The sequence below is a fragment of the Agrobacterium tumefaciens genome (assembly GCF_005221385.1).
GTDB lineage: Bacteria > Pseudomonadota > Alphaproteobacteria > Rhizobiales > Rhizobiaceae > Agrobacterium > Agrobacterium tomkonis.
The window spans coordinates 2,725,216-2,742,472 of the sequence record NZ_CP039903.1 but is presented as its reverse complement, the minus strand read 5'-3'; the positions used below and the strand labels follow the sequence as shown (position 1 = coordinate 2,742,472).

The window sequence follows — 17,257 nt, the reverse complement described above, 5'->3', positions numbered from 1 at the left end:
GACATGCGACTATAGAAATTCTACACCCAATCCCAAAGGCCGCATGCTTCAGGATGCTGCATAAAGCAGGGGATAGAGGGGGTTTCAATCGCAAGAACGGCTTTTTTGCAGCACCGCTGACAGTTCCTCTATCACACTCGGCGACAGCTTGCGAATATCCCGCGCCAGGCGATTGGCGAAAGCCGTATATTGCGGCGCAAGACCGACCGTATCGATCACCACCTTGGGGTCGGACGAACCGGCCAGAAAGAACAATTCCTCCGCCTCGTCCCAGATGATGTTGAAATATCCGGCGATGCGCTGGAGGAGATCGAAGCTCGGCTTACCGCGTTTGCCATGCTCAAGCGCCGAGAGATAGGCGGGCGAAACACCGATTGCCGCAGCCATCTGCTTTTGTGTCACGCCCTTGCGTTCGCGAAGCTGCCGTACGGCCTCAGCAAACGGTGTCATGATTTTTCGCCCCGCCGGCGCGCCAGCCGCACATAGAGTGCGCCGTCGCCGCCGTGATTGGCGGATGCGTCCTCATAGGACGAAATCAGGTGGCGATATTCCGGTTTGGAAAACCACATGGGCACCGCTCTTTTCAGCGCACCGTCGCTGCCGATCGAGCGCCCCTTGCCGGTGATGACGAGCACGTGCCTGAGACCCCGTTCATGCGCGCGCAACAGAAAATCCAAGAGCACCGCATGGGCTTCACTCTGAAACATGCCGTGCAGATCGATACGCCCTTCCAGAGGCAACCGGCCACGGGTTAGTTTGCGTTTGACCGGCTTTTCCATCGGCTGATGAATTTTCGGCTTCTTGTCCAGCGTTGCCGGCGACACATCGACCGGTTCCGCAAGCATGCGCGGAAAAAGGCTGTTGCCGGTTTGCGGGACAATGGGCTCCATCGGAGCCTCTTCTATGTCGTCGAAAGCCAGCAAATCTTCCAGCCTGCCGGAGATAGGCCGCGCGGTTCTTGCGACCTTGCCCCACAGAATGCGTTCTTCCTTGCCAAGCTTTCTGCTGCCTTTCATCGCCGATACCTTTCCGCAGCACTGCGCGGCATCAGTATATAAAAATCGGCCTCATTGCGCACCGTGCCGGCAAGCTCTCCTGCCTCAAAACCGGAGCCGGTGAAAATATCGCCCCGCGCCGGGCCGACGATAGCCGAACCCGTATCGAGCGCCAACATCAGCCGGGCAAAGGGTTTTCCATCATCCAGATGCGTCAGGGTCGGCGCATGGATAAAAAAGGGAAAACCGAAAGTATGGATAAGCCTGTCCACGGCAAGTGCCCGCCCGGCAACCAGCGGCACCTTGGCGGCGGCAATTGGCCCCATGTCCTGATCGACGACATCCGCCTCGCGGAAAAAAATGAAGGAGCGGTTGTGCCACAGCACCTCATCGACCTCATCCGGGTGATCGGCAAGCCACTTGCGGATCGTCTGCATCGAGATCGTCTTCGGATCGAGCTCTCCGCGATCCAGAAGCAGTCGGCCGATCGGCGAAAACGGATGCCCGGCCTTGGCCGCATAAGTCATGCGTTTTATTGTTCCATCCGGAAATACCAAACGGGCCGCACCCTGCACGTGGACGAAAAACAGGTCGACCTTCGATTTCGCCCAGGCGATCTCAAGACCCCTGCCCGCCAGATATCCCTCATCGATCGCCCGCCGATCGGGGAAAAAGGAGATACCCTCCTCTTCCGCTTTTCCGAAAGCATAGGACGGATCGAAACCGGTGGGACGATTGTCGTCGTCTATATCCACCAGCTCCGGCGGTCTGCGATAGATCGGGTGACACCAGACATCATCACGAACGGATGATACTTCCAGCTCGGGTTCATAGAAGGCGGTTACAAAACCGCTTTTTCCCCCAAGTGGAGAAATTTTAAAGGGTACACAATTTGTCTCGAAGAAGCGGCGGGCCTGTTCCGGACTAGCCCCACCCTCCTCATCGGCCATTTCCAGAAGAGAAACCAGCTCAGCGGCGGTCAGCCCCAGCGCACCGCTCCTATAAGGCTTTGCATTCCGGAGATGCGACAGAACCGTCCGCATCACCGGAAAAAGCTTGCCCGGATCGTCTTCCCGCCAGCCGGGCAGGTTTTGGAAAGAAACTTCCTCGATCGAAAAGGGCGCGGTCATTGCTCGGATTCGGTGGCGATCAGCTTCCAGTTCGGATCGCGCGAGCGCATGTCACGCGAGAAGGTCCAGATATCGTCCACTTCCGCAACCGCGTCCGGGTCGCCATCCACCAGCTTGCCGTCCTTGTCATAGGTTGCCGAAATCAGCTGGCTGACGATCCTCAGCGTGATCTGCACCTCGGAATCGCGAATGCCGGCCTGGGTGATGTCGGCTTTCTCGATACCCACGAAAGTGGATTTAACGACTTCGCCGCGGCTTTCACGTTCGGAGATCGCCGCCTCAAAGCCTTCGAAGACCTCTTTCGACAAGAGATTCTTGAGGGTATTTCGGTCGCCATCGGCAAAACCCATGACAATCATTTCATAGGCCATGCGAGCACCATTCAGGAATTCCTTGGGCCGGAACGTCGGGTCCTTGGTCATTACCTCGCGCAGGGAGGCATTCAGGGAAGAATCCACAGGCGCCAGAGCATCCGCCTCGGCAAAGGGATTTTCATCCTCGGCCTCACCGCGTTTCGGCAGGGTCACGACCTTGTTATCGTCCGTGACGGGGCCTTTGGCGACATCGCGCGGGCTATAGGGATCGAATGGCGGTTTCTCATTGCCCGTCCGGCGGCCGAGAACACTGCGCAACTGAAGGAATATCAGCACCGCCGCAACGAGAAAAAACAATGTGATAAAGTCGCTAAAGCCCATCTTTTACCAAAACCGCCATTTAAATTCGAAAACCACACCATCATATAGTCTGCATCTTATCATCATTCAAATGTGCAGATTCAATCATTGGTGTCCCGGCATCGATGTTCCGGAAACAAGCAATCTGCCAGAGATGCACACGCAAGGCTAGAAGATGCGTTTTTCCTTTCTCCCCATTGTCATCCTGATGATGCCCATTCTCGAAATCGCCGGTTTCATCATTGTCGGCAAAGCCATAGGCCTCTGGCTCACCTTGGCGCTCGTTCTCTTCACGTCGTTTCTCGGATTGCTCATCCTGCGCCTCGGCGGCATCGGCATGGTGAGAAATCTTCAGGATGCGGGACGCACCGGCGCCCAGCCGGCCGACGAGTTGGTCAATGGCGCGATGCGGGTGGTTGCCGGGATACTGCTGATCATCCCCGGCTTCATCACTGACATCCTCGGCCTTCTGCTTCTGTCGACCACTGTACGGCGTTTTTTCTGGAAGGCTTTCGGACCACGTGTCGTCGTGGCGGGTTCCTTCCGCCAACCCGGCCAGCAATCAGGCCATCAGGCCGGTCCACAGCAGGGAGACTATTCCGGGTTTCGCAATGGTCCGGGACATGCGGGCAGTTCGAAGGTTGTCGATCTGGATGAGGACGACTTTCACCGTGAGGAACAGAAGGACTCTCCATGGTCGCACAAGCCGGATGATCGCGATCTGCCCAAGCCCTGATCGCCCCTCAGAACCGATGTAGGGCCCCGATCACGAAGGGTTGTAAGGCTCCGGTCGAAATGATAGACCGCCATCCACGAATTCACGCCGCGAGGAAACGTAATGACCGCTGAAAATGGTGCACAGGGCGCAGTTAGTCCTTCCCTCAACATTCTTACCCAGTACATCAAGGATCTTTCCTTTGAAAATCCGGGCGCACCTCGTTCGCTCCAGGCTCGTGACAATGCGCCGGCGATCAACATCAATGTCAACGTCAACGCAAACCCGATCTCCGGTTCGGATTTCGACGTTGTTCTGTCGCTGAACGCGGAAGCCAAGGATGGCGACAAGGTCCTGTTCGCGGCCGAGCTGGTTTATGGCGGCGTGTTCCGCATCGCTGGTTTCCCGCAGGAGCACATGCTGCCGGTGTTGTTCATCGAATGCCCCCGTTTGCTGTTCCCCTTCGCCCGCCAGATCATTGCGGACGTTACCCGCAACGGTGGTTTCCCGCCGCTGATGATCGACCCAATCGATTTCGCTCAGATGTTCGCCCAGCGCGTTGCCGAAGAGCAGGCCAGAGCCAAGGTCCAGGCCGTACCGAACTGAAGCCTTTAGAGCTTTCTAAAAAAACAAAACCCGGGTTCTTCGCCCGGGTTTTTCTTTGCCTTCATTTTTCGTTCCCGGCATTTGCTATTTTCCGGCTCTGAGCAGACCTCAATTCTGGTAACGGTTCCAGATCGCCTTGTCCCCCATGCCGAGAACGAGCTTGCCATGGGCCGCAACCGTCTCCGTATCCAGCCGCGGCGCCAATGCCCTCGGCCTCTGTAGCGGCTCAAATGGCACATCGTCCTCGATGATCACTGCTTCCTGCTTGGCGGCGGAGCCGAAACCGAGGGCCGTCTGACGCCCGCCGATCATTTCGATATAAACTTCTGCAAGCAATTCGGAGTCGAGAAGCGCGCCGTGCTTGGTGCGGTGGGAATTGTCGATGCCGTAACGCCGGCAAAGTGCATCCAGGGAATTAGGTCCCATCGGGTTCTTGCGACGAGCGAGCGAAAGCGTGTCCGTCACCAGATCGGCTGCGACAGGCTCAATGCCGAGACGGGCAAATTCCGCATTGATGAAACCCATATCGAATGTCGCATTATGCGCCACCCAGCGGGCACCCTCGAAAAAATCGCGAATCTGATCGACGACTTCGGCGAATTTTGGCTTGTCTTTCAGGAAGTCGTCGGTGATGCCGTGAACCGCAAGCGCGTCCGGGTGAACCTTGCGGTCTTCCGGGCTGATATAGAGATGCAGCGTCCGGCCGGTCGGAAAATGGTTGATCAGTTCAATGCCGCCGATTTCGATCACACGGTCGGACTTCGATTCAAGACCGGTGGTTTCCGTATCGAAAATGATCTCACGCATTATTCTCTCCGTGACCGGTATCGGCCAATCTCTGCAATATTCCTCTTACCTGATCCCGCGCCGCTTCGACACCATTTCCGCTATCGATAACAAAATCGGCGCGCTGACGCTTTTCGGCGTCCGGCGTCTGGCGCGCAAGTATCATTTCGAATTTCTCTTGGGTCATGCCTGGCCGGGCCAAAACCCGCTGCCGTTGTATCTCCGGCGCGCAGCTCACCACTACTATTTTATCGACGCGCTTCTCCGCCCCAGTTTCAAACAGCAGGGGAATATCGAGAAGGGCGAACTGGCGACCATCGTCCCTCGCCTCCGCCAGAAAGGCTTCCTGCCTTTCGCGGACAAGCGGGTGGACAATCGCTTCGAGCCGGCTGAAATTAGCCGGATTCCCTCGCAGAACTTCGCCGAGTTTTTGCCGGTCCACCGCACCGGAAATGCTGGTTCCGGGAAAGGCCGCTTCAATCAGCGGAACCGCTTGTCCACGATAAAGCGCGTGCACGACCTCGTCTGAGTCAAGAACCGGAACGCCTTCTTCGGCAAACAGCCGCGCCGTCGTCGTTTTCCCCATACCAATCGAGCCGGTAAGACCGATGACGATCATCAATGTTTCTCCATGTCCGCGATGATCAGGGAACGGAGAGTTTCATCGACTTCCGGCATTTCGCCGAACCATCGCTGGAAACCGGGCTTCGCCTGATGAAGCAACATACCGAGCCCATCCACCGTTATTATGCCCTGCGCTTCCGCCATTTTCAGGATCGGCGTTTGCAACGGTACATAGACGATATCGGTCACGACGGCATTGGTGGCGAGTGGCGAAAAATCGAATTCAGGCGCTTCGGCGCCGTCCATGCCGAGCGATGTGGTGTTCACGAAAAGCCCGGCACCCCGCATAACTTCATGAAGTGCCGCCTGGGGGTGCGAAAAAACCCGAGGGCCAAAACGGTCGGCCAGTTCCCGGGCGCGCTCAACCGTACGATTCAGAACGTGGATTTCGGCAATGCCGCGATCGCGCAGGGACTGAATGACCGCCCGGCTTGCACCGCCGGCTCCCAAAACCACCGCCCTGTCGATTTTGTCCCAGCCGGGATGACGCTCATCGAGATTGGCGACGAAACCATAACCGTCCGTATTGGTGGCATGGAGCTTACCTTCTTCCACCCAAATGGTGTTGGCCGCACCCAGTTCTTCCGCCAGAGCATCGGGGCTGTCTGCTAAGCTATATGCCGCTTCCTTGTGCGGTATGGTGACGTTGCCGCCAACCGCCGTACCCGGTTTGACTTCCTTAAGTGTGGCAATGAAATTCGGAAAATCTTCCGGAGAAACTTCCACAGCCGTATAAGACCCGGCAATGCCGAATTTCTTTAGCCAGTAGGAATGGATGATCGGTGAGCGCGAATGCTTGATCGGGTAACCCGCGACGAAGGCGTTTATGGTTAATGTTTCACGTGAATCAGCCATCGATGACATCCATGTCGCGCAGTTTCGATAAAAGTGGCAGCAGCGGCAGGCCGAGTATCGTGAAATAATCCCCCTCGATAGAGGTGAATAGCTGGATTCCCTCCCCTTCGAGCTGATAGGCACCGACGCTGGTCAGCGCTCTGTCACCCACCCGCTGCAAATGACGGGAGACAAATTCGGCGCTCAAAATCCGCACGGCAAGTTCCGCACTGGAAACCGTCTGCCATATCACCTCACCGGCATGAACGAGAACAGCCGCACTGTTCAGACGATGAACCTGGCCGGACAATGACATCAGATGCGCTTCGGCCTCCGCCATGGTTTTCGGCTTGTGGTAGACACGCGTGCCGAGTGCCATGGTCTGGTCGCATCCAAGAACCAGCGCCGCCGGATGCAGCTTGCTGACTGCAAGGGCCTTTGCCTTTGCCAGTTCCAGCGCCACCTCTTCCGGGCTCGCGCCGTCTCGTTCAAGCTGCTCATCAAGCGCACGCTCATCAATATCCGCGGGTATTGCAGAAAATGTCAGCCCCGCATTGCGCATCAGCATCTGGCGGGATGCACTGGACGAGGCGAGGATCAACTCTTGTTTCATCGACTGTCTGCTCCGAATGGTGAGATTCGGATTATCGTGTCCTTTGGCGAAGGGCAAGGATGGCAGCCGCCGTTTCCTCAATGGAGCGGCGTGTGACATCGATCAGCGGCCAGTTGTTGCGGGCGCAGAGCGCACGGGCATATTTCAGCTCTTCCATAATGGTGGCGCGGTCCGTGTAACGGCCGCTGTCAAATCCGCCCGTTACACCCAGTTCCCGGTTTTCGCGCACCTGCGATATTCGGTCGGATGTTGCGACAAGACCGACTATCAGCGGCCGGGTGGCTGCATAGAGGCTATCGGGCAGGGGCACATTGGGAACGACCGGGATGTTGGCAGTCTTTATTCCCCGGTTGGCGAGATAGATGCTGGTTGGGGTTTTTGACGTGCGGCTGATGCCGATGATGACGATATCCGCCTCGTCATAGGTTTCCGGCATTTGCCCGTCATCGTGGTCCATGGCGAAATTCAACGCCTCAATCCGCGCAAAATAATCGGCGTTCAATGCATGCTGCGCACCCACCCGCCTTCTTGATGGGGCACCGAGATAGGTCTGGAAAATGCCGATGATCGGTTCAAGGACATTAACGCAAGGAACGCCGATCGCATGGCAGCGCAGATCCAGGAACTCGGCCAGCTGCTGGTCCACGATGGTATAAAGAACGATGCCCGGTTCCTTGTCGATCAGATCAACGACCTGTCCAAGCTGTTTCTGGTTCCTGATCATTGGATAAACATGTTCCACCGGCATGGAGGCATGGAACTGGGCCGAGACGGCACGACCCGCCGACATCAGAGTCTCTCCCGTTGAGTCCGAAATCAGGTGCAGATGGAAGAAACTTTTTTTGTTCTCCACGCTGTTTTTCTCCCGCTGTTGATAAACCGGGACAAACTTCAAAATTGTCCTGAGGGCCGAGCCGCTACGTGAATAAGGTGGTGTTTTTCCACAATCCGCAAGTGGCTGCAATCATCCCCGGCGTGCCTGTGAATTATTGGAAGAACGCAAAACTGTTCAAACTTTTCCCCAAATTATCCACAGATGGGATGCTCTCAAAATTCAATCTAAATTACTGAAATTGCTTTAAAAATATCTGTTTTCCCATTTAGCATGCGATGCTGCGTGGAACAATATCCGCTAATGCCCATCAAACCCTGCTGCTGCGGCATTTCGACTGGAATGATTTTAATCCTTGCTACCCACAGACTCTAAGAAATAGAAAATCTTTTAAATCTCTTTGATTTTATTTTTTAGAAGTTGGGTGCCATGAGCGAACGCAAGGTAATGATGGTGTTGAACGGGCAGACGGTCACACCGCCACCCATATGGCTGATGCGCCAGGCCGGACGCTATCTTCCGGAGTACAGGGAAACGCGAAAGAGCGCGGGAAGTTTCCTTGATCTCTGTTATAATCCCGAGCTGGCAACTGAAGTGACCCTTCAGCCCATTCGCCGGTTCGGGCTGGATGCCGCGATTCTCTTTTCCGATATTCTGGTGATACCTGACGCGCTTCATCGCAACGTATCCTTCAGTGAAGGAAAGGGTCCGGCCATGGATCCGATCGATGTAAGCGGCATCGAGAAGCTGGATCCGACTGATGTGATGGCACATCTCGCGCCCGTTTTCGAAACCGTTTCGCGTCTGCGCAAGACGCTGCCGGATGAAACGACGCTTCTGGGCTTCTGCGGTGCGCCCTGGACAGTTGCGACCTATATGATCGCCGGCCATGGAACGCCGGATCAGGCGCCAGCGCGGCTGTTCGGTTATCAGGAACCCGCGGCGATGGAAAAGCTCTTGGCTTTTCTCGCCGATGTTTCCGCCGATTATCTGGTGGCGCAGATCGATGCCGGTGCTGATGCGGTGCAGATTTTCGATTCCTGGGCCGGCGTGCTCGGTGAAAAGGAATTTGAGGAATATGCGGTAAAACCGGTTGCCCGCATTATCGCATCGGTGCGTGCTCGTCGTCCCTCAGCAAAGATCATCGCCTTCGCCAAGGGTGCCGGTTATCTGCTCAAGGATTATCGCCGTAAAACGGGTGCAGACGCCATCGGGCTCGACTGGTCGGTGCCGCTGACCTTCGCCCGGGACTTGCAGAAGGAAGGCCCTGTGCAGGGCAATCTGGACCCAATGCTGATGGTGGCGGGCGGCCGGGCTTTGCAGGATGGCATCGATGCGGTGCTGCAGGCGCTTGGACAGGGCCCGCTGATCTTCAATCTGGGCCATGGCATCACCCCGCAGGCCGACCCGGAGAACGTTACCAGACTGGTGCAGCGGGTGCGTGCTGGCGGAGCCGGGGCATGAGCGAGGAGAAACAGACCTCCCCCCGTTCCGGAAACAGGGCGGCCTTGCGGGCCGGTATAGCACTCGGTGTTTTTGCGGTTTTTGTTGCCCTGTTGTTTTACGCCGATCCGGCCGATCTCTATCTCTGGATCAAGGCGCTGCATATCATCGCAGTGATCTCCTGGATGGCGGCGATTTTTTATCTGCCGCGGCTTTTCATCTATCATACCGATGCGCCCGCCGGTTCGCAGCAATCCGAAACCTTCAAGGTGATGGAGCAGCGGTTGATCAAGGTGATCATGAACCCGGCAATGATGATAAGCTGGATATTGGGGCTCTATCTGGGATGGTCGGTTTACGGTTTTTCCGGCGGCTGGCTGCACGCGAAAATCGCGCTGGTCGTGCTTCTGACAGCCACTCATGTTTATTTCACCCGCAGCGCCAAACGTTTCGCCAAGGATGAAAACACCCGACCTGCCCGTCACTGGCGGTTGATGAACGAGGTTCCAACCGTGCTGATGATCCTCATTGTCATACTTGTGGTTGTGAAACCCTTTGGTTAAGGGGCTTTGACGATAAATTTCGCGGAATTCGTGCTTTCCTCTTGCAGCGGCCGTATTCAGTCGCTATTTTCAGGCCACTCATCTTCGTGGCATGTGAATTATTCAGTCCTCTGCGGCATTTCCCACAGCATCTGATTCGCGAACACGCCCTCCCCCGACATTACATTATTAGACGGTCTTCCCTTCATGGCTGAAATGAAGCTTCAGGAACTTAAGAGCAAATCGCCTACCGACTTGCTGACTTTTGCCGAATCCCTGGAAGTTGAAAATGCGAGCACCATGCGCAAGCAGGAGCTTATGTTCGCAATCCTCAAGGTTCTCGCGAGCCAGGACATCGAAATCATCGGCGAAGGTGTCGTTGAAGTCCTGCAGGATGGTTTCGGGTTCCTGCGATCCGCAAACGCAAACTACTTGCCCGGTCCGGACGATATTTATATTTCCCCCTCGCAAATCCGCCGCTTCTCCTTGAAGACCGGTGACACTGTTGAGGGACCGATCCGTGGTCCGAAGGAAGGCGAACGTTATTTCGCGCTTCTCAAGGTGAACACGATCAATTTCGACGATCCTGAAAAGATCCGTCACAAGGTTCACTTCGACAATCTGACGCCGCTCTACCCGAATGAGCGCTTCAAGATGGAACTGGATGTTCCAACATCGAAGGATCTGTCGTCTCGCGTGATCGATCTGGTAGCACCACTCGGCAAGGGCCAGCGTGGTTTGATCGTCGCGCCGCCGCGAACCGGTAAAACGGTTCTGCTGCAGAACATCGCGCACTCGATCACGGCAAACCATCCGGAATGTTATCTGATCGTTCTTCTGATCGATGAACGTCCGGAAGAAGTCACCGATATGCAGCGCTCGGTCAAGGGCGAGGTTGTTTCCTCCACCTTCGACGAACCGGCTGTCCGTCACGTCCAGGTCGCTGAAATGGTCATCGAAAAGGCGAAGCGTCTTGTCGAACACGGCCGTGACGTTGTGATCCTGCTCGATTCCATTACGCGTCTCGGCCGCGCCTATAACACGGTTGTTCCTTCCTCCGGCAAGGTTCTGACCGGTGGTGTGGATGCCAACGCCCTGCAGCGCCCGAAGCGCTTCTTTGGCGCTGCGCGTAACATTGAAGAAGGCGGTTCTCTGACGATCATCGCAACGGCGCTTATCGATACGGGTAGCCGTATGGATGAAGTGATCTTCGAAGAGTTCAAGGGTACCGGCAACTCGGAAATCGTGCTTGACCGTAAGGTTGCCGACAAGCGTATCTTCCCGGCGCTGGATATTCTCAAATCCGGTACCCGTAAGGAAGACCTGCTGGTACCGCGTCAGGACCTGCAGAAAATCTTTGTTCTTCGTCGTATTCTCGCGCCGATGGGAACGATGGATGCCATCGAGTTCCTGATCGACAAGTTGAAGCAGACCAAGAATAATTCCGATTTCTTCGAATCCATGAATACCTGATCCGGAGTTTAGCCGGATTCATCTGAAAACCTTGAAGCCGCGTCCGTTCATTCGGATGCGGCTTGACTGTTTTGAACCGAGGTGAGTGATGCCAGCTTCCGCCGATACGATCTATGCGCTTTCAAGCGGCGCTCTGCCGGCGGGCGTTGCCGTGATCAGGATCAGTGGTCCGCGAGCATTTCTGACTCTAACGACGCTGACAGGTCGAGAAACCCCGTCACCGAGGCGGGCTGTTTTGAGTTCGATTCGGAATCGAAACGATGAAGTTATCGATCAGGCACTGATCCTCCTTTTTCCCGCGCCTAATTCCTTCACGGGTGAAGATTGTGTCGAGATACACAGCCATGGTAGCAGGGCGGTGCTGGCTTCGATTTTTGCCGAGCTGGAGAATCTTGAGAGGGTTCGCCCTGCTGATGCCGGTGAATTTTCCCGCCGTGCTTTCGAAAACGGCAAGATGGATCTTCTCGAAGTCGAAGGGCTGGCCGACTTGCTGCAGGCGGAAACTGAAATGCAGCGGCGCCTGGCAGTGGAGCAGAGCACGGGTAAGCTTTCCGCGCTCTACGACGGCTGGGCAGGTCGATTAACGCGGGCCCGCGCATTGATCGAAGCGGAGCTGGATTTCGCCGATGAAGACGACGTACCGGATTCGGTTGCAACTCAGGTATGGGACGCGATGTGGCAGCTGCGGCGGGAGATTGCCGATCATCTTCGCCAGGGTGCTGGCGGTGAAATCATCCGTGATGGATTTAAGGTCGCATTGGTCGGCGAGCCTAACGTCGGTAAATCCACCCTGCTTAATGCTCTAAGCGGCCGCGATGTTGCGATCGTCACCGATATAGCGGGCACGACGCGGGACGTTCTCAGTGTTGATATCAATCTGGATGGCTATCTTGTCCGGATATTTGATACGGCGGGTATCCGGGAGACTGAGGATGTTGTCGAACAGGAGGGTGTTCGACGGGCAAAATTGGCAGCCGAAAATGCTGATCTCATTCTGCTACTTCAGGATAACGATTCGTTTCCGAAACAATCCTCTCTTTCATTCAGCAATACGCGTCGCCTCTATCTCCGCACGAAGTCGGCTCTTTCTTCAGATTTCCCAGAAACCCCCTTCGACCTTTCTATCTCTGCCAAAGAGGGACATGGTCTGGAAGAACTGAGATCGGTGATCACCCAGGAGATCAAGAACCGCGTTGGTGGCGGCCAGACACTGGTTCCTGCACGCGCCCGCCATAAAAAACGACTTGAAGAGACGCTGAACTATGTTAGTGATGCGCTGGATTCCGAAGCCATGGACCTTGCGATAAGGTCAGAATATTTACGGCTCGCGGCGACATCGCTTGGGCGCATTACCGGCCGAGTTGATGTGGAAGATTTGCTGGGCGTAATCTTCTCGGAATTCTGCATAGGAAAATGATTCACGTGAAACATTGGCTACCGTGGTGGCTATGTGGATGATTTAGGATAAGGCGCGGGAACATGCACCAGTCATTTGATGTCATAGTTATCGGAGGCGGCCACGCCGGCAGTGAAGCCGCTGCCGCCGCCGCGCGACATGGTGCAAAAACCGCCCTCGTTACCCATAAGCGTGAGACGATTGGGGTGATGTCCTGCAACCCTGCGATTGGCGGTCTCGGCAAAGGACATCTGGTTCGCGAGATTGACGCGCTGGACGGTTTGATGGGCCGGGTCGCTGACGCTGCCGGTATCCAATTTCGCATGCTCAATCGTAAAAAAGGCCCTGCGGTTCGAGGACCTCGGACTCAAGCTGACAGGCGGCTTTACCGCGAGGCGATGCAGCGCGAAATCGACGCGATTGAAAATTTGACGATTATTGAGGGTGACGCCTTTGATATTGAAATGGTGGATGATCGGGTCTCCGCCGTTATTATGGTGAATGGTAGCCGGATTCCGTGTGGTGCCGCCGTTTTGACCAGTGGAACTTTCCTGCGTGGCCTGATTCATATCGGTTCCGAAAAGATTCCTGCCGGCCGCGTTGGCGAAAAGCCGTCATTGGGTCTTTCAGAGACGCTTTCTCGTCTTGGCTTGGTCATGGGGCGGTTAAAAACGGGCACGCCTGCCCGGCTCGATGGTCGCACCATTCACTGGGACGCTGTCGATCGGCAGGGGGCGGATGAGGATCCAGTGCCCTTTTCGTTTATGACGGATCATATTCTCAACCCGCAGATCGAATGTGGCGTGACTCGCACGACGCCGGCCGGGCATAAGATCATCCAGGACAATATTCATCTGTCGGCGATGTATTCTGGACAGATTGAAGGTGTTGGCCCACGCTATTGCCCGTCCATCGAAGATAAGATCACCCGTTTTGGGGAGCGCGACGGTCACCAGATATTTCTGGAACCTGAGGGTCTGGACGACCATACCATCTATCCGAATGGTATCTCGACCTCCCTTCCCGCGTCCGTACAGGAACAATTTATCCGCACAATACCAGGGCTCGAACAGGTTGCTATTCTTCAACCCGGCTATGCCATTGAATATGACTATGTCGATCCGCGGGAACTCAAGCCCTCGCTTGAATGCCGCAAAATTCCCGGCCTGTTCCTCGCGGGACAGATCAATGGCACCACTGGTTATGAGGAAGCCGGCGCTCAGGGTCTTGTTGCGGGATTGAACGCTTCTCTGTATGCGAGCAATACCGATCCGCTTTATTTCAGCCGAACGGAATCCTATATCGGCGTCATGATCGATGATCTGACCTCGAAGGGAGTGAGCGAGCCCTATCGGATGTTCACGTCCAGAGCCGAATATAGGCTCTCCCTGCGGGTGGATAATGCCGATTTGCGGCTGACGCCAATTGGCCAAAGCGCCGGCATTATCGGTTCCAAGCGCGAAAAGCGCTTTGAGGCATTTATTGCTGATCTGGAATCGGGTCGTGAGCTGATGAGGGCAACTACCATCAGCCCCTCCCAGGCGGCGAAGCAGGGATTGAAACTCAATCAAGATGGCCAGCGTCGTTCCATTTATGAATTACTCGCTTATCCCGATATAACACTGGATATCCTCACGCAGCATTGGCCGGAGCTGGAATCGCTTCGGGGCAAGGTTGCAGAAACTCTGGAAATTGAAGCGAGCTATGCGGTTTATATGCAGCGGCAGAGCGCGGACATTGTTGATATCAAAAGGGACGAAGATAGAAAGATCCCGGATGATTTTGATTTCCAGAGCCTCTCAGGTCTTTCCAACGAACTTAAACAAAAGTTGGAAAAGGCTCGTCCCGAGAACATTGCGCAGGCGGCGCGTGTTGACGGTATGACGCCGGCTGCGATATCCCTGCTGCTTGCCCTGCTGCGGAAAAGTTCTGCCGGGCAAGGCGAAAAATTGCGCATGCACCAATAGCGAGTCGGATTATGAAGATAAACGGCCAGAGTGTTTCACGTGAAACACATGAGAGGCTCGAGCACTTTGTCGAGCTTTTTAAGAAGTGGAATAAAACCACAAATCTGGTCGCGCCCTCCACTCTCACAGAGCTTTGGAGTAGGCATGTTGCCGACAGTGCCCAGATATTCCAGCTGTCTCCCAAGACACAGAGATGGGCTGACTTAGGCAGCGGTGGTGGTTTCCCCGGCGTTATTACCGCTATTTTTCTTGCGGAACTCGGCGATGGTTGGGTCGATCTGGTCGAAAGCAACAACAAAAAGGCTGCATTTTTGCGGATTGCCCTGAAGGAAACCGGGGCGAGAGGCAGTGTTCATCCAATAAGGATCGAAAAAGCACCCGAAATTGTCAAAACCTGCGATGCGGTTTCTGCGCGGGCGCTCGCCGAGCTTGATCTGCTTTTCGACTACATACATCCCTGGGCGCAGAATAATCCCGATCTCAAGGCATATTTTAATAAAGGCCGGGATTATGATTCTGAAGTGCAGAAAGCGCATGGTCGCTGGCAGTTTGATCTGGTAAAACATCAGAGTGCCATTGAGGCAGATTCTGTTGTTCTTGAAATCAGCAACCTCACTTTGAGACGCTGACAAGCTGGCCAGGTGCGGCATGACTTTTGAAAAAAACCGGATTATCGCAGTCGCAAACCAGAAAGGTGGCGTTGGAAAGACAACGACGGCCATTAATCTGGCAACGGCACTGGCGGCTATTGGCGAGCGCGTATTGATCATTGATTTGGATCCGCAGGGCAATGCCAGTACCGGGCTTGGAATTGACCGCAAGGAACGCAAGTTTTCATCCTATGATCTTCTGGTGGGCGATCACACCATTAGTGAAGTTGCTGTTCCGACGGCAGTGCCAAATCTCGACATCGTACCATCGACCATGGATTTGCTTGGCTTCGAGATGCAGGTTGCCAATGTTTCCAACCGCGTCTTTCTGTTGCGTGCGGCCATGGAAACGCAAGAGGCACGAGACTATTCCTATATTCTCGTCGATTGCCCGCCCTCTTTCAATCTTCTGACCATGAATGCCATGACAGCCGCCCACTCTGTGCTTGTGCCGCTGCAATGCGAATTCTTTGCTCTCGAAGGTCTTAGTCAGTTGTTGGATACTGTCAGCCAGATCCGCGGCTCGGTTAATCCGCAGCTTGATATACAGGGTATCGTTCTGACGATGTTCGATGCGCGGAACAATCTTGCGCAGCAGGTTGTTACGGATGTACGTGCCCATTTGGGTGAAAAGGTTTACCACACGCTCATTCCGCGTAATGTTCGTGTGTCAGAAGCGCCGTCTTATGGTAAACCCGCAATTCTTTATGATCTGAAATGCGCCGGTAGCCAGGCCTATTTGCAATTGGCATCGGAAGTGATCCAGAGAGAGCGGCTGCGAAAAGCCGCCTGACGTCTGCCGGAATGTATGGAGTAATATCTTATGAGTGATGATCTTTCCAAGCGTCGACTCGGGCGTGGTCTTGCTGCATTGATCGGCGAAATGGATCAGCCGATGCCGGTGGGCGAGCCGCAGCGTACCGTCAATGCTGACCGCACCATTCCGATTGAATTCATCGCTCGCAGCCAAAGAAACCCAAGGCGTCATTTTGACGAGAATGAATTGCAGGATCTGGCCGCATCCATTCGCCAGCATGGAATTGTTCAGCCTGTGGTCGTGCGGACGGTTGCGGTCAACCGTTACGAGATTATTGCCGGTGAAAGACGCTGGCGTGCGGCGCAACTGGCTGGCTTTACCGATGTGCCTGTCATCGTTCGCGATGTGGACGACCGCACTGCGCTTGAGTTGGCCATTGTCGAGAACGTCCAGCGTTCAGACCTGAACCCACTTGAAGAGGCGATGGGTTATGAACAGCTGATCGCTGAACACGGCTATACCCAGAATGATCTCGGCGAGATTATTGGCAAGAGCCGTAGCCATGTTGCAAACAGCCTCCGGCTTTTAAAACTTCCCGATCCGGTACGGGATATGCTCGCAGACGGTTCCCTGTCCGCGGGCCACGCGCGGGCGCTTGTTTCCACGTCTGATCCGGCAAATCTGGCGAGAACGATCGTCTCCAAGGGATTGTCGGTGCGTGACGCCGAGCGTCTGGCGCAAAACGACATTAAGTCACAGGGCGACGTTGCGGAGAAGCGACCGGCGGCTGAGAAGGATTCTGATACGATTGCGTTGGAGCGAAGCCTGTCGGACGCCCTGGGGCTTGATGTAAAGATCAACCACAAGGGTGGTTCCGGGCAAATCCGCATCGGATACCGCACGCTTGAACAGCTGGAAGCGGTCTGCCGACTTCTGGAACAAAAATAGTCAACTATTTGTTTTTGTTGATAAATACCCGCTTTTGGCGGGTATTTATGTTCTGGTGCGGCTCAAAAGTCGATTGCGCGGCCTTTTATTTCATAATCACCGAAACGAACGGGTTCGGCACCACCGCGGCCGCCTGTTTCCGGCGGCAATTGAAGCTCTGCCTGTTGTTGACGTCGCTCTTCGGCTTCTTTCAGGGCACGTTCCGCTGCCGGCGATAGCCGTCTCGGCGTTTCCGCGCCGTTGTCATTATCCGCATCTTGCATGAGAAATCC

20 protein-coding genes are annotated in these 17,257 nt (G+C 55.2%); 10 read left to right on the top strand and 10 right to left on the bottom strand.

The annotated features are described in order from the left end of the window. Positions 1-84: 84 nt before the first annotated feature. The 4 genes from CFBP6623_RS13680 to CFBP6623_RS13665 are packed head-to-tail and all read right to left on the bottom strand — an operon-like array spanning position 85 to position 2,820. Positions 85-450 carry a helix-turn-helix domain-containing protein gene (locus CFBP6623_RS13680; protein ID WP_046799712.1) on the bottom strand — a complete coding sequence of 122 codons (366 nt, stop codon included), beginning with the start codon at positions 448-450 and terminating at the stop codon, positions 85-87. Next, positions 447-1,016 carry a Smr/MutS family protein gene (locus CFBP6623_RS13675; protein ID WP_046799711.1) on the bottom strand — a complete coding sequence of 190 codons (570 nt, stop codon included), beginning with the start codon at positions 1,014-1,016 and terminating at the stop codon, positions 447-449. Before CFBP6623_RS13675 ends, CFBP6623_RS13680 begins: the two co-directional genes overlap by 4 nt. Further along, the gene (locus tag CFBP6623_RS13670) at positions 1,013-2,125 is read right to left on the bottom strand and encodes a murein transglycosylase A (RefSeq protein ID WP_046799710.1); all 1,113 of its coding nucleotides are present in this window, start codon (positions 2,123-2,125) and stop codon (positions 1,013-1,015) included. Before CFBP6623_RS13670 ends, CFBP6623_RS13675 begins: the two co-directional genes overlap by 4 nt. After that, the gene (locus tag CFBP6623_RS13665) at positions 2,122-2,820 is read right to left on the bottom strand and encodes a Tim44/TimA family putative adaptor protein (protein ID WP_046799709.1); all 699 of its coding nucleotides are present in this window, start codon (positions 2,818-2,820) and stop codon (positions 2,122-2,124) included. The genes CFBP6623_RS13670 and CFBP6623_RS13665 overlap by 4 nt, the downstream gene beginning before the upstream one ends. A gap of 154 nt (positions 2,821-2,974) precedes the next feature. On the opposite strand from CFBP6623_RS13665, the gene CFBP6623_RS13660 reads away from it, so the two are divergent. Beyond that, positions 2,975-3,535 carry an FxsA family protein gene (locus tag CFBP6623_RS13660; protein WP_046799708.1) on the top strand — a complete coding sequence of 187 codons (561 nt, stop codon included), beginning with the start codon at positions 2,975-2,977 and terminating at the stop codon, positions 3,533-3,535. Between the two features lie 102 nt (positions 3,536-3,637). Beyond that, the gene (gene secB, locus CFBP6623_RS13655; protein ID WP_046799707.1) at positions 3,638-4,120 is read left to right on the top strand and encodes a protein-export chaperone SecB; all 483 of its coding nucleotides are present in this window, start codon (positions 3,638-3,640) and stop codon (positions 4,118-4,120) included. A gap of 108 nt (positions 4,121-4,228) precedes the next feature. On the opposite strand, the gene dnaQ is transcribed toward secB, so the two are convergent. Genes dnaQ through CFBP6623_RS13630 form a run of 5 tightly spaced genes read right to left on the bottom strand, consistent with a single transcriptional unit; the run spans position 4,229 to position 7,830 of the window. Then, entirely contained in the window at positions 4,229-4,927 is a 699-nt protein-coding gene (gene dnaQ / locus CFBP6623_RS13650) for a DNA polymerase III subunit epsilon (protein ID WP_046799706.1), read from the bottom strand. Continuing rightward, the gene (coaE, locus tag CFBP6623_RS13645) at positions 4,920-5,525 is read right to left on the bottom strand and encodes a dephospho-CoA kinase (RefSeq protein WP_046799705.1); all 606 of its coding nucleotides are present in this window, start codon (positions 5,523-5,525) and stop codon (positions 4,920-4,922) included. The genes dnaQ and coaE overlap by 8 nt, the downstream gene beginning before the upstream one ends. Beyond that, complete coding sequence (locus tag CFBP6623_RS13640) at positions 5,525-6,385, bottom strand: shikimate dehydrogenase (protein WP_080841818.1); 861 nt, start codon at positions 6,383-6,385, stop codon at positions 5,525-5,527. The genes coaE and CFBP6623_RS13640 overlap by 1 nt, the downstream gene beginning before the upstream one ends. Next, the gene (locus CFBP6623_RS13635) at positions 6,378-6,977 is read right to left on the bottom strand and encodes a Maf-like protein (protein ID WP_046799703.1); all 600 of its coding nucleotides are present in this window, start codon (positions 6,975-6,977) and stop codon (positions 6,378-6,380) included. The genes CFBP6623_RS13640 and CFBP6623_RS13635 overlap by 8 nt, the downstream gene beginning before the upstream one ends. Positions 6,978-7,008: 31 nt before the next feature. Continuing rightward, positions 7,009-7,830: a pyruvate, water dikinase regulatory protein gene (locus CFBP6623_RS13630; protein ID WP_046799702.1), complete on the bottom strand. Its 822-nt coding sequence runs from the start codon at positions 7,828-7,830 to the stop codon at positions 7,009-7,011. A 408-nt stretch (positions 7,831-8,238) separates the two neighbouring features. On the opposite strand from CFBP6623_RS13630, the gene hemE reads away from it, so the two are divergent. The 8 genes from hemE (at position 8,239) to CFBP6623_RS13590 (ending at position 16,985) form a co-directional block, all read left to right on the top strand. Then, positions 8,239-9,273 (top strand): uroporphyrinogen decarboxylase, encoded by a 1,035-nt coding sequence (gene hemE / locus CFBP6623_RS13625; RefSeq protein WP_046799701.1) that lies wholly within the window; start codon positions 8,239-8,241, stop codon positions 9,271-9,273. Continuing rightward, positions 9,270-9,815, top strand: a complete 546-nt coding sequence (hemJ, locus tag CFBP6623_RS13620) for a protoporphyrinogen oxidase HemJ (protein ID WP_046799700.1) — start codon at positions 9,270-9,272, stop codon at positions 9,813-9,815. The genes hemE and hemJ overlap by 4 nt, the downstream gene beginning before the upstream one ends. A gap of 186 nt (positions 9,816-10,001) precedes the next feature. After that, a complete protein-coding gene (gene rho / locus CFBP6623_RS13615; RefSeq protein ID WP_004444236.1) occupies positions 10,002-11,267 on the top strand; it encodes a transcription termination factor Rho in 1,266 nt (421 codons plus the stop codon). A gap of 88 nt (positions 11,268-11,355) precedes the next feature. Next, positions 11,356-12,684 (top strand): tRNA uridine-5-carboxymethylaminomethyl(34) synthesis GTPase MnmE, encoded by a 1,329-nt coding sequence (gene mnmE / locus CFBP6623_RS13610; RefSeq protein WP_062654432.1) that lies wholly within the window; start codon positions 11,356-11,358, stop codon positions 12,682-12,684. A gap of 62 nt (positions 12,685-12,746) precedes the next feature. Continuing rightward, positions 12,747-14,630 (top strand): tRNA uridine-5-carboxymethylaminomethyl(34) synthesis enzyme MnmG, encoded by a 1,884-nt coding sequence (gene mnmG, locus CFBP6623_RS13605; RefSeq protein WP_046799698.1) that lies wholly within the window; start codon positions 12,747-12,749, stop codon positions 14,628-14,630. An 11-nt stretch (positions 14,631-14,641) separates the two neighbouring features. Further along, the gene (rsmG, locus tag CFBP6623_RS13600) at positions 14,642-15,259 is read left to right on the top strand and encodes a 16S rRNA (guanine(527)-N(7))-methyltransferase RsmG (protein ID WP_080841819.1); all 618 of its coding nucleotides are present in this window, start codon (positions 14,642-14,644) and stop codon (positions 15,257-15,259) included. Positions 15,260-15,278: 19 nt separating this feature from the next. After that, positions 15,279-16,073 (top strand): ParA family protein, encoded by a 795-nt coding sequence (locus CFBP6623_RS13595; RefSeq protein ID WP_046799696.1) that lies wholly within the window; start codon positions 15,279-15,281, stop codon positions 16,071-16,073. A gap of 30 nt (positions 16,074-16,103) precedes the next feature. Continuing rightward, positions 16,104-16,985, top strand: a complete 882-nt coding sequence (locus tag CFBP6623_RS13590; protein ID WP_046799695.1) for a ParB/RepB/Spo0J family partition protein — start codon at positions 16,104-16,106, stop codon at positions 16,983-16,985. Positions 16,986-17,047: 62 nt separating this feature from the next. Here the strand turns inward: CFBP6623_RS13590 and CFBP6623_RS13585 are convergent, their stop codons facing one another. Then, positions 17,048-17,248 carry a DUF1674 domain-containing protein gene (locus tag CFBP6623_RS13585; RefSeq protein WP_046799694.1) on the bottom strand — a complete coding sequence of 67 codons (201 nt, stop codon included), beginning with the start codon at positions 17,246-17,248 and terminating at the stop codon, positions 17,048-17,050. Between the last annotated feature and the right edge of the window lie 9 nt (positions 17,249-17,257).

Bases quoted from the DNA above. Each gene is read 5' to 3' on its own strand.
- CFBP6623_RS13680 (WP_046799712.1), bottom strand. From the start codon at position 450: ATGACACCGTTTGCTGAGGCCGTACGGCAGCTTCGCGAACGCAAGGGC.
- CFBP6623_RS13675 (WP_046799711.1), bottom strand. From the start codon at position 1,016: ATGAAAGGCAGCAGAAAGCTTGGCAAGGAAGAACGCATTCTGTGGGGC.
- CFBP6623_RS13670 (WP_046799710.1), bottom strand. From the start codon at position 2,125: ATGACCGCGCCCTTTTCGATCGAGGAAGTTTCTTTCCAAAACCTGCCC.
- CFBP6623_RS13665 (WP_046799709.1), bottom strand. From the start codon at position 2,820: ATGGGCTTTAGCGACTTTATCACATTGTTTTTTCTCGTTGCGGCGGTG.
- CFBP6623_RS13660 (WP_046799708.1), top strand. From the start codon at position 2,975: ATGCGTTTTTCCTTTCTCCCCATTGTCATCCTGATGATGCCCATTCTC.
- secB (WP_046799707.1), top strand. From the start codon at position 3,638: ATGACCGCTGAAAATGGTGCACAGGGCGCAGTTAGTCCTTCCCTCAAC.
- dnaQ (WP_046799706.1), bottom strand. From the start codon at position 4,927: ATGCGTGAGATCATTTTCGATACGGAAACCACCGGTCTTGAATCGAAG.
- coaE (WP_046799705.1), bottom strand. From the start codon at position 5,525: ATGATCGTCATCGGTCTTACCGGCTCGATTGGTATGGGGAAAACGACG.
- CFBP6623_RS13640 (WP_080841818.1), bottom strand. From the start codon at position 6,385: ATGGCTGATTCACGTGAAACATTAACCATAAACGCCTTCGTCGCGGGT.
- CFBP6623_RS13635 (WP_046799703.1), bottom strand. From the start codon at position 6,977: ATGAAACAAGAGTTGATCCTCGCCTCGTCCAGTGCATCCCGCCAGATG.
- hemE (WP_046799701.1), top strand. From the start codon at position 8,239: ATGAGCGAACGCAAGGTAATGATGGTGTTGAACGGGCAGACGGTCACA.
- hemJ (WP_046799700.1), top strand. From the start codon at position 9,270: ATGAGCGAGGAGAAACAGACCTCCCCCCGTTCCGGAAACAGGGCGGCC.
- rho (WP_004444236.1), top strand. From the start codon at position 10,002: ATGGCTGAAATGAAGCTTCAGGAACTTAAGAGCAAATCGCCTACCGAC.
- mnmE (WP_062654432.1), top strand. From the start codon at position 11,356: ATGCCAGCTTCCGCCGATACGATCTATGCGCTTTCAAGCGGCGCTCTG.
- mnmG (WP_046799698.1), top strand. From the start codon at position 12,747: ATGCACCAGTCATTTGATGTCATAGTTATCGGAGGCGGCCACGCCGGC.
- rsmG (WP_080841819.1), top strand. From the start codon at position 14,642: ATGAAGATAAACGGCCAGAGTGTTTCACGTGAAACACATGAGAGGCTC.
- CFBP6623_RS13595 (WP_046799696.1), top strand. From the start codon at position 15,279: ATGACTTTTGAAAAAAACCGGATTATCGCAGTCGCAAACCAGAAAGGT.
- CFBP6623_RS13590 (WP_046799695.1), top strand. From the start codon at position 16,104: ATGAGTGATGATCTTTCCAAGCGTCGACTCGGGCGTGGTCTTGCTGCA.
- CFBP6623_RS13585 (WP_046799694.1), bottom strand. From the start codon at position 17,248: ATGCAAGATGCGGATAATGACAACGGCGCGGAAACGCCGAGACGGCTA.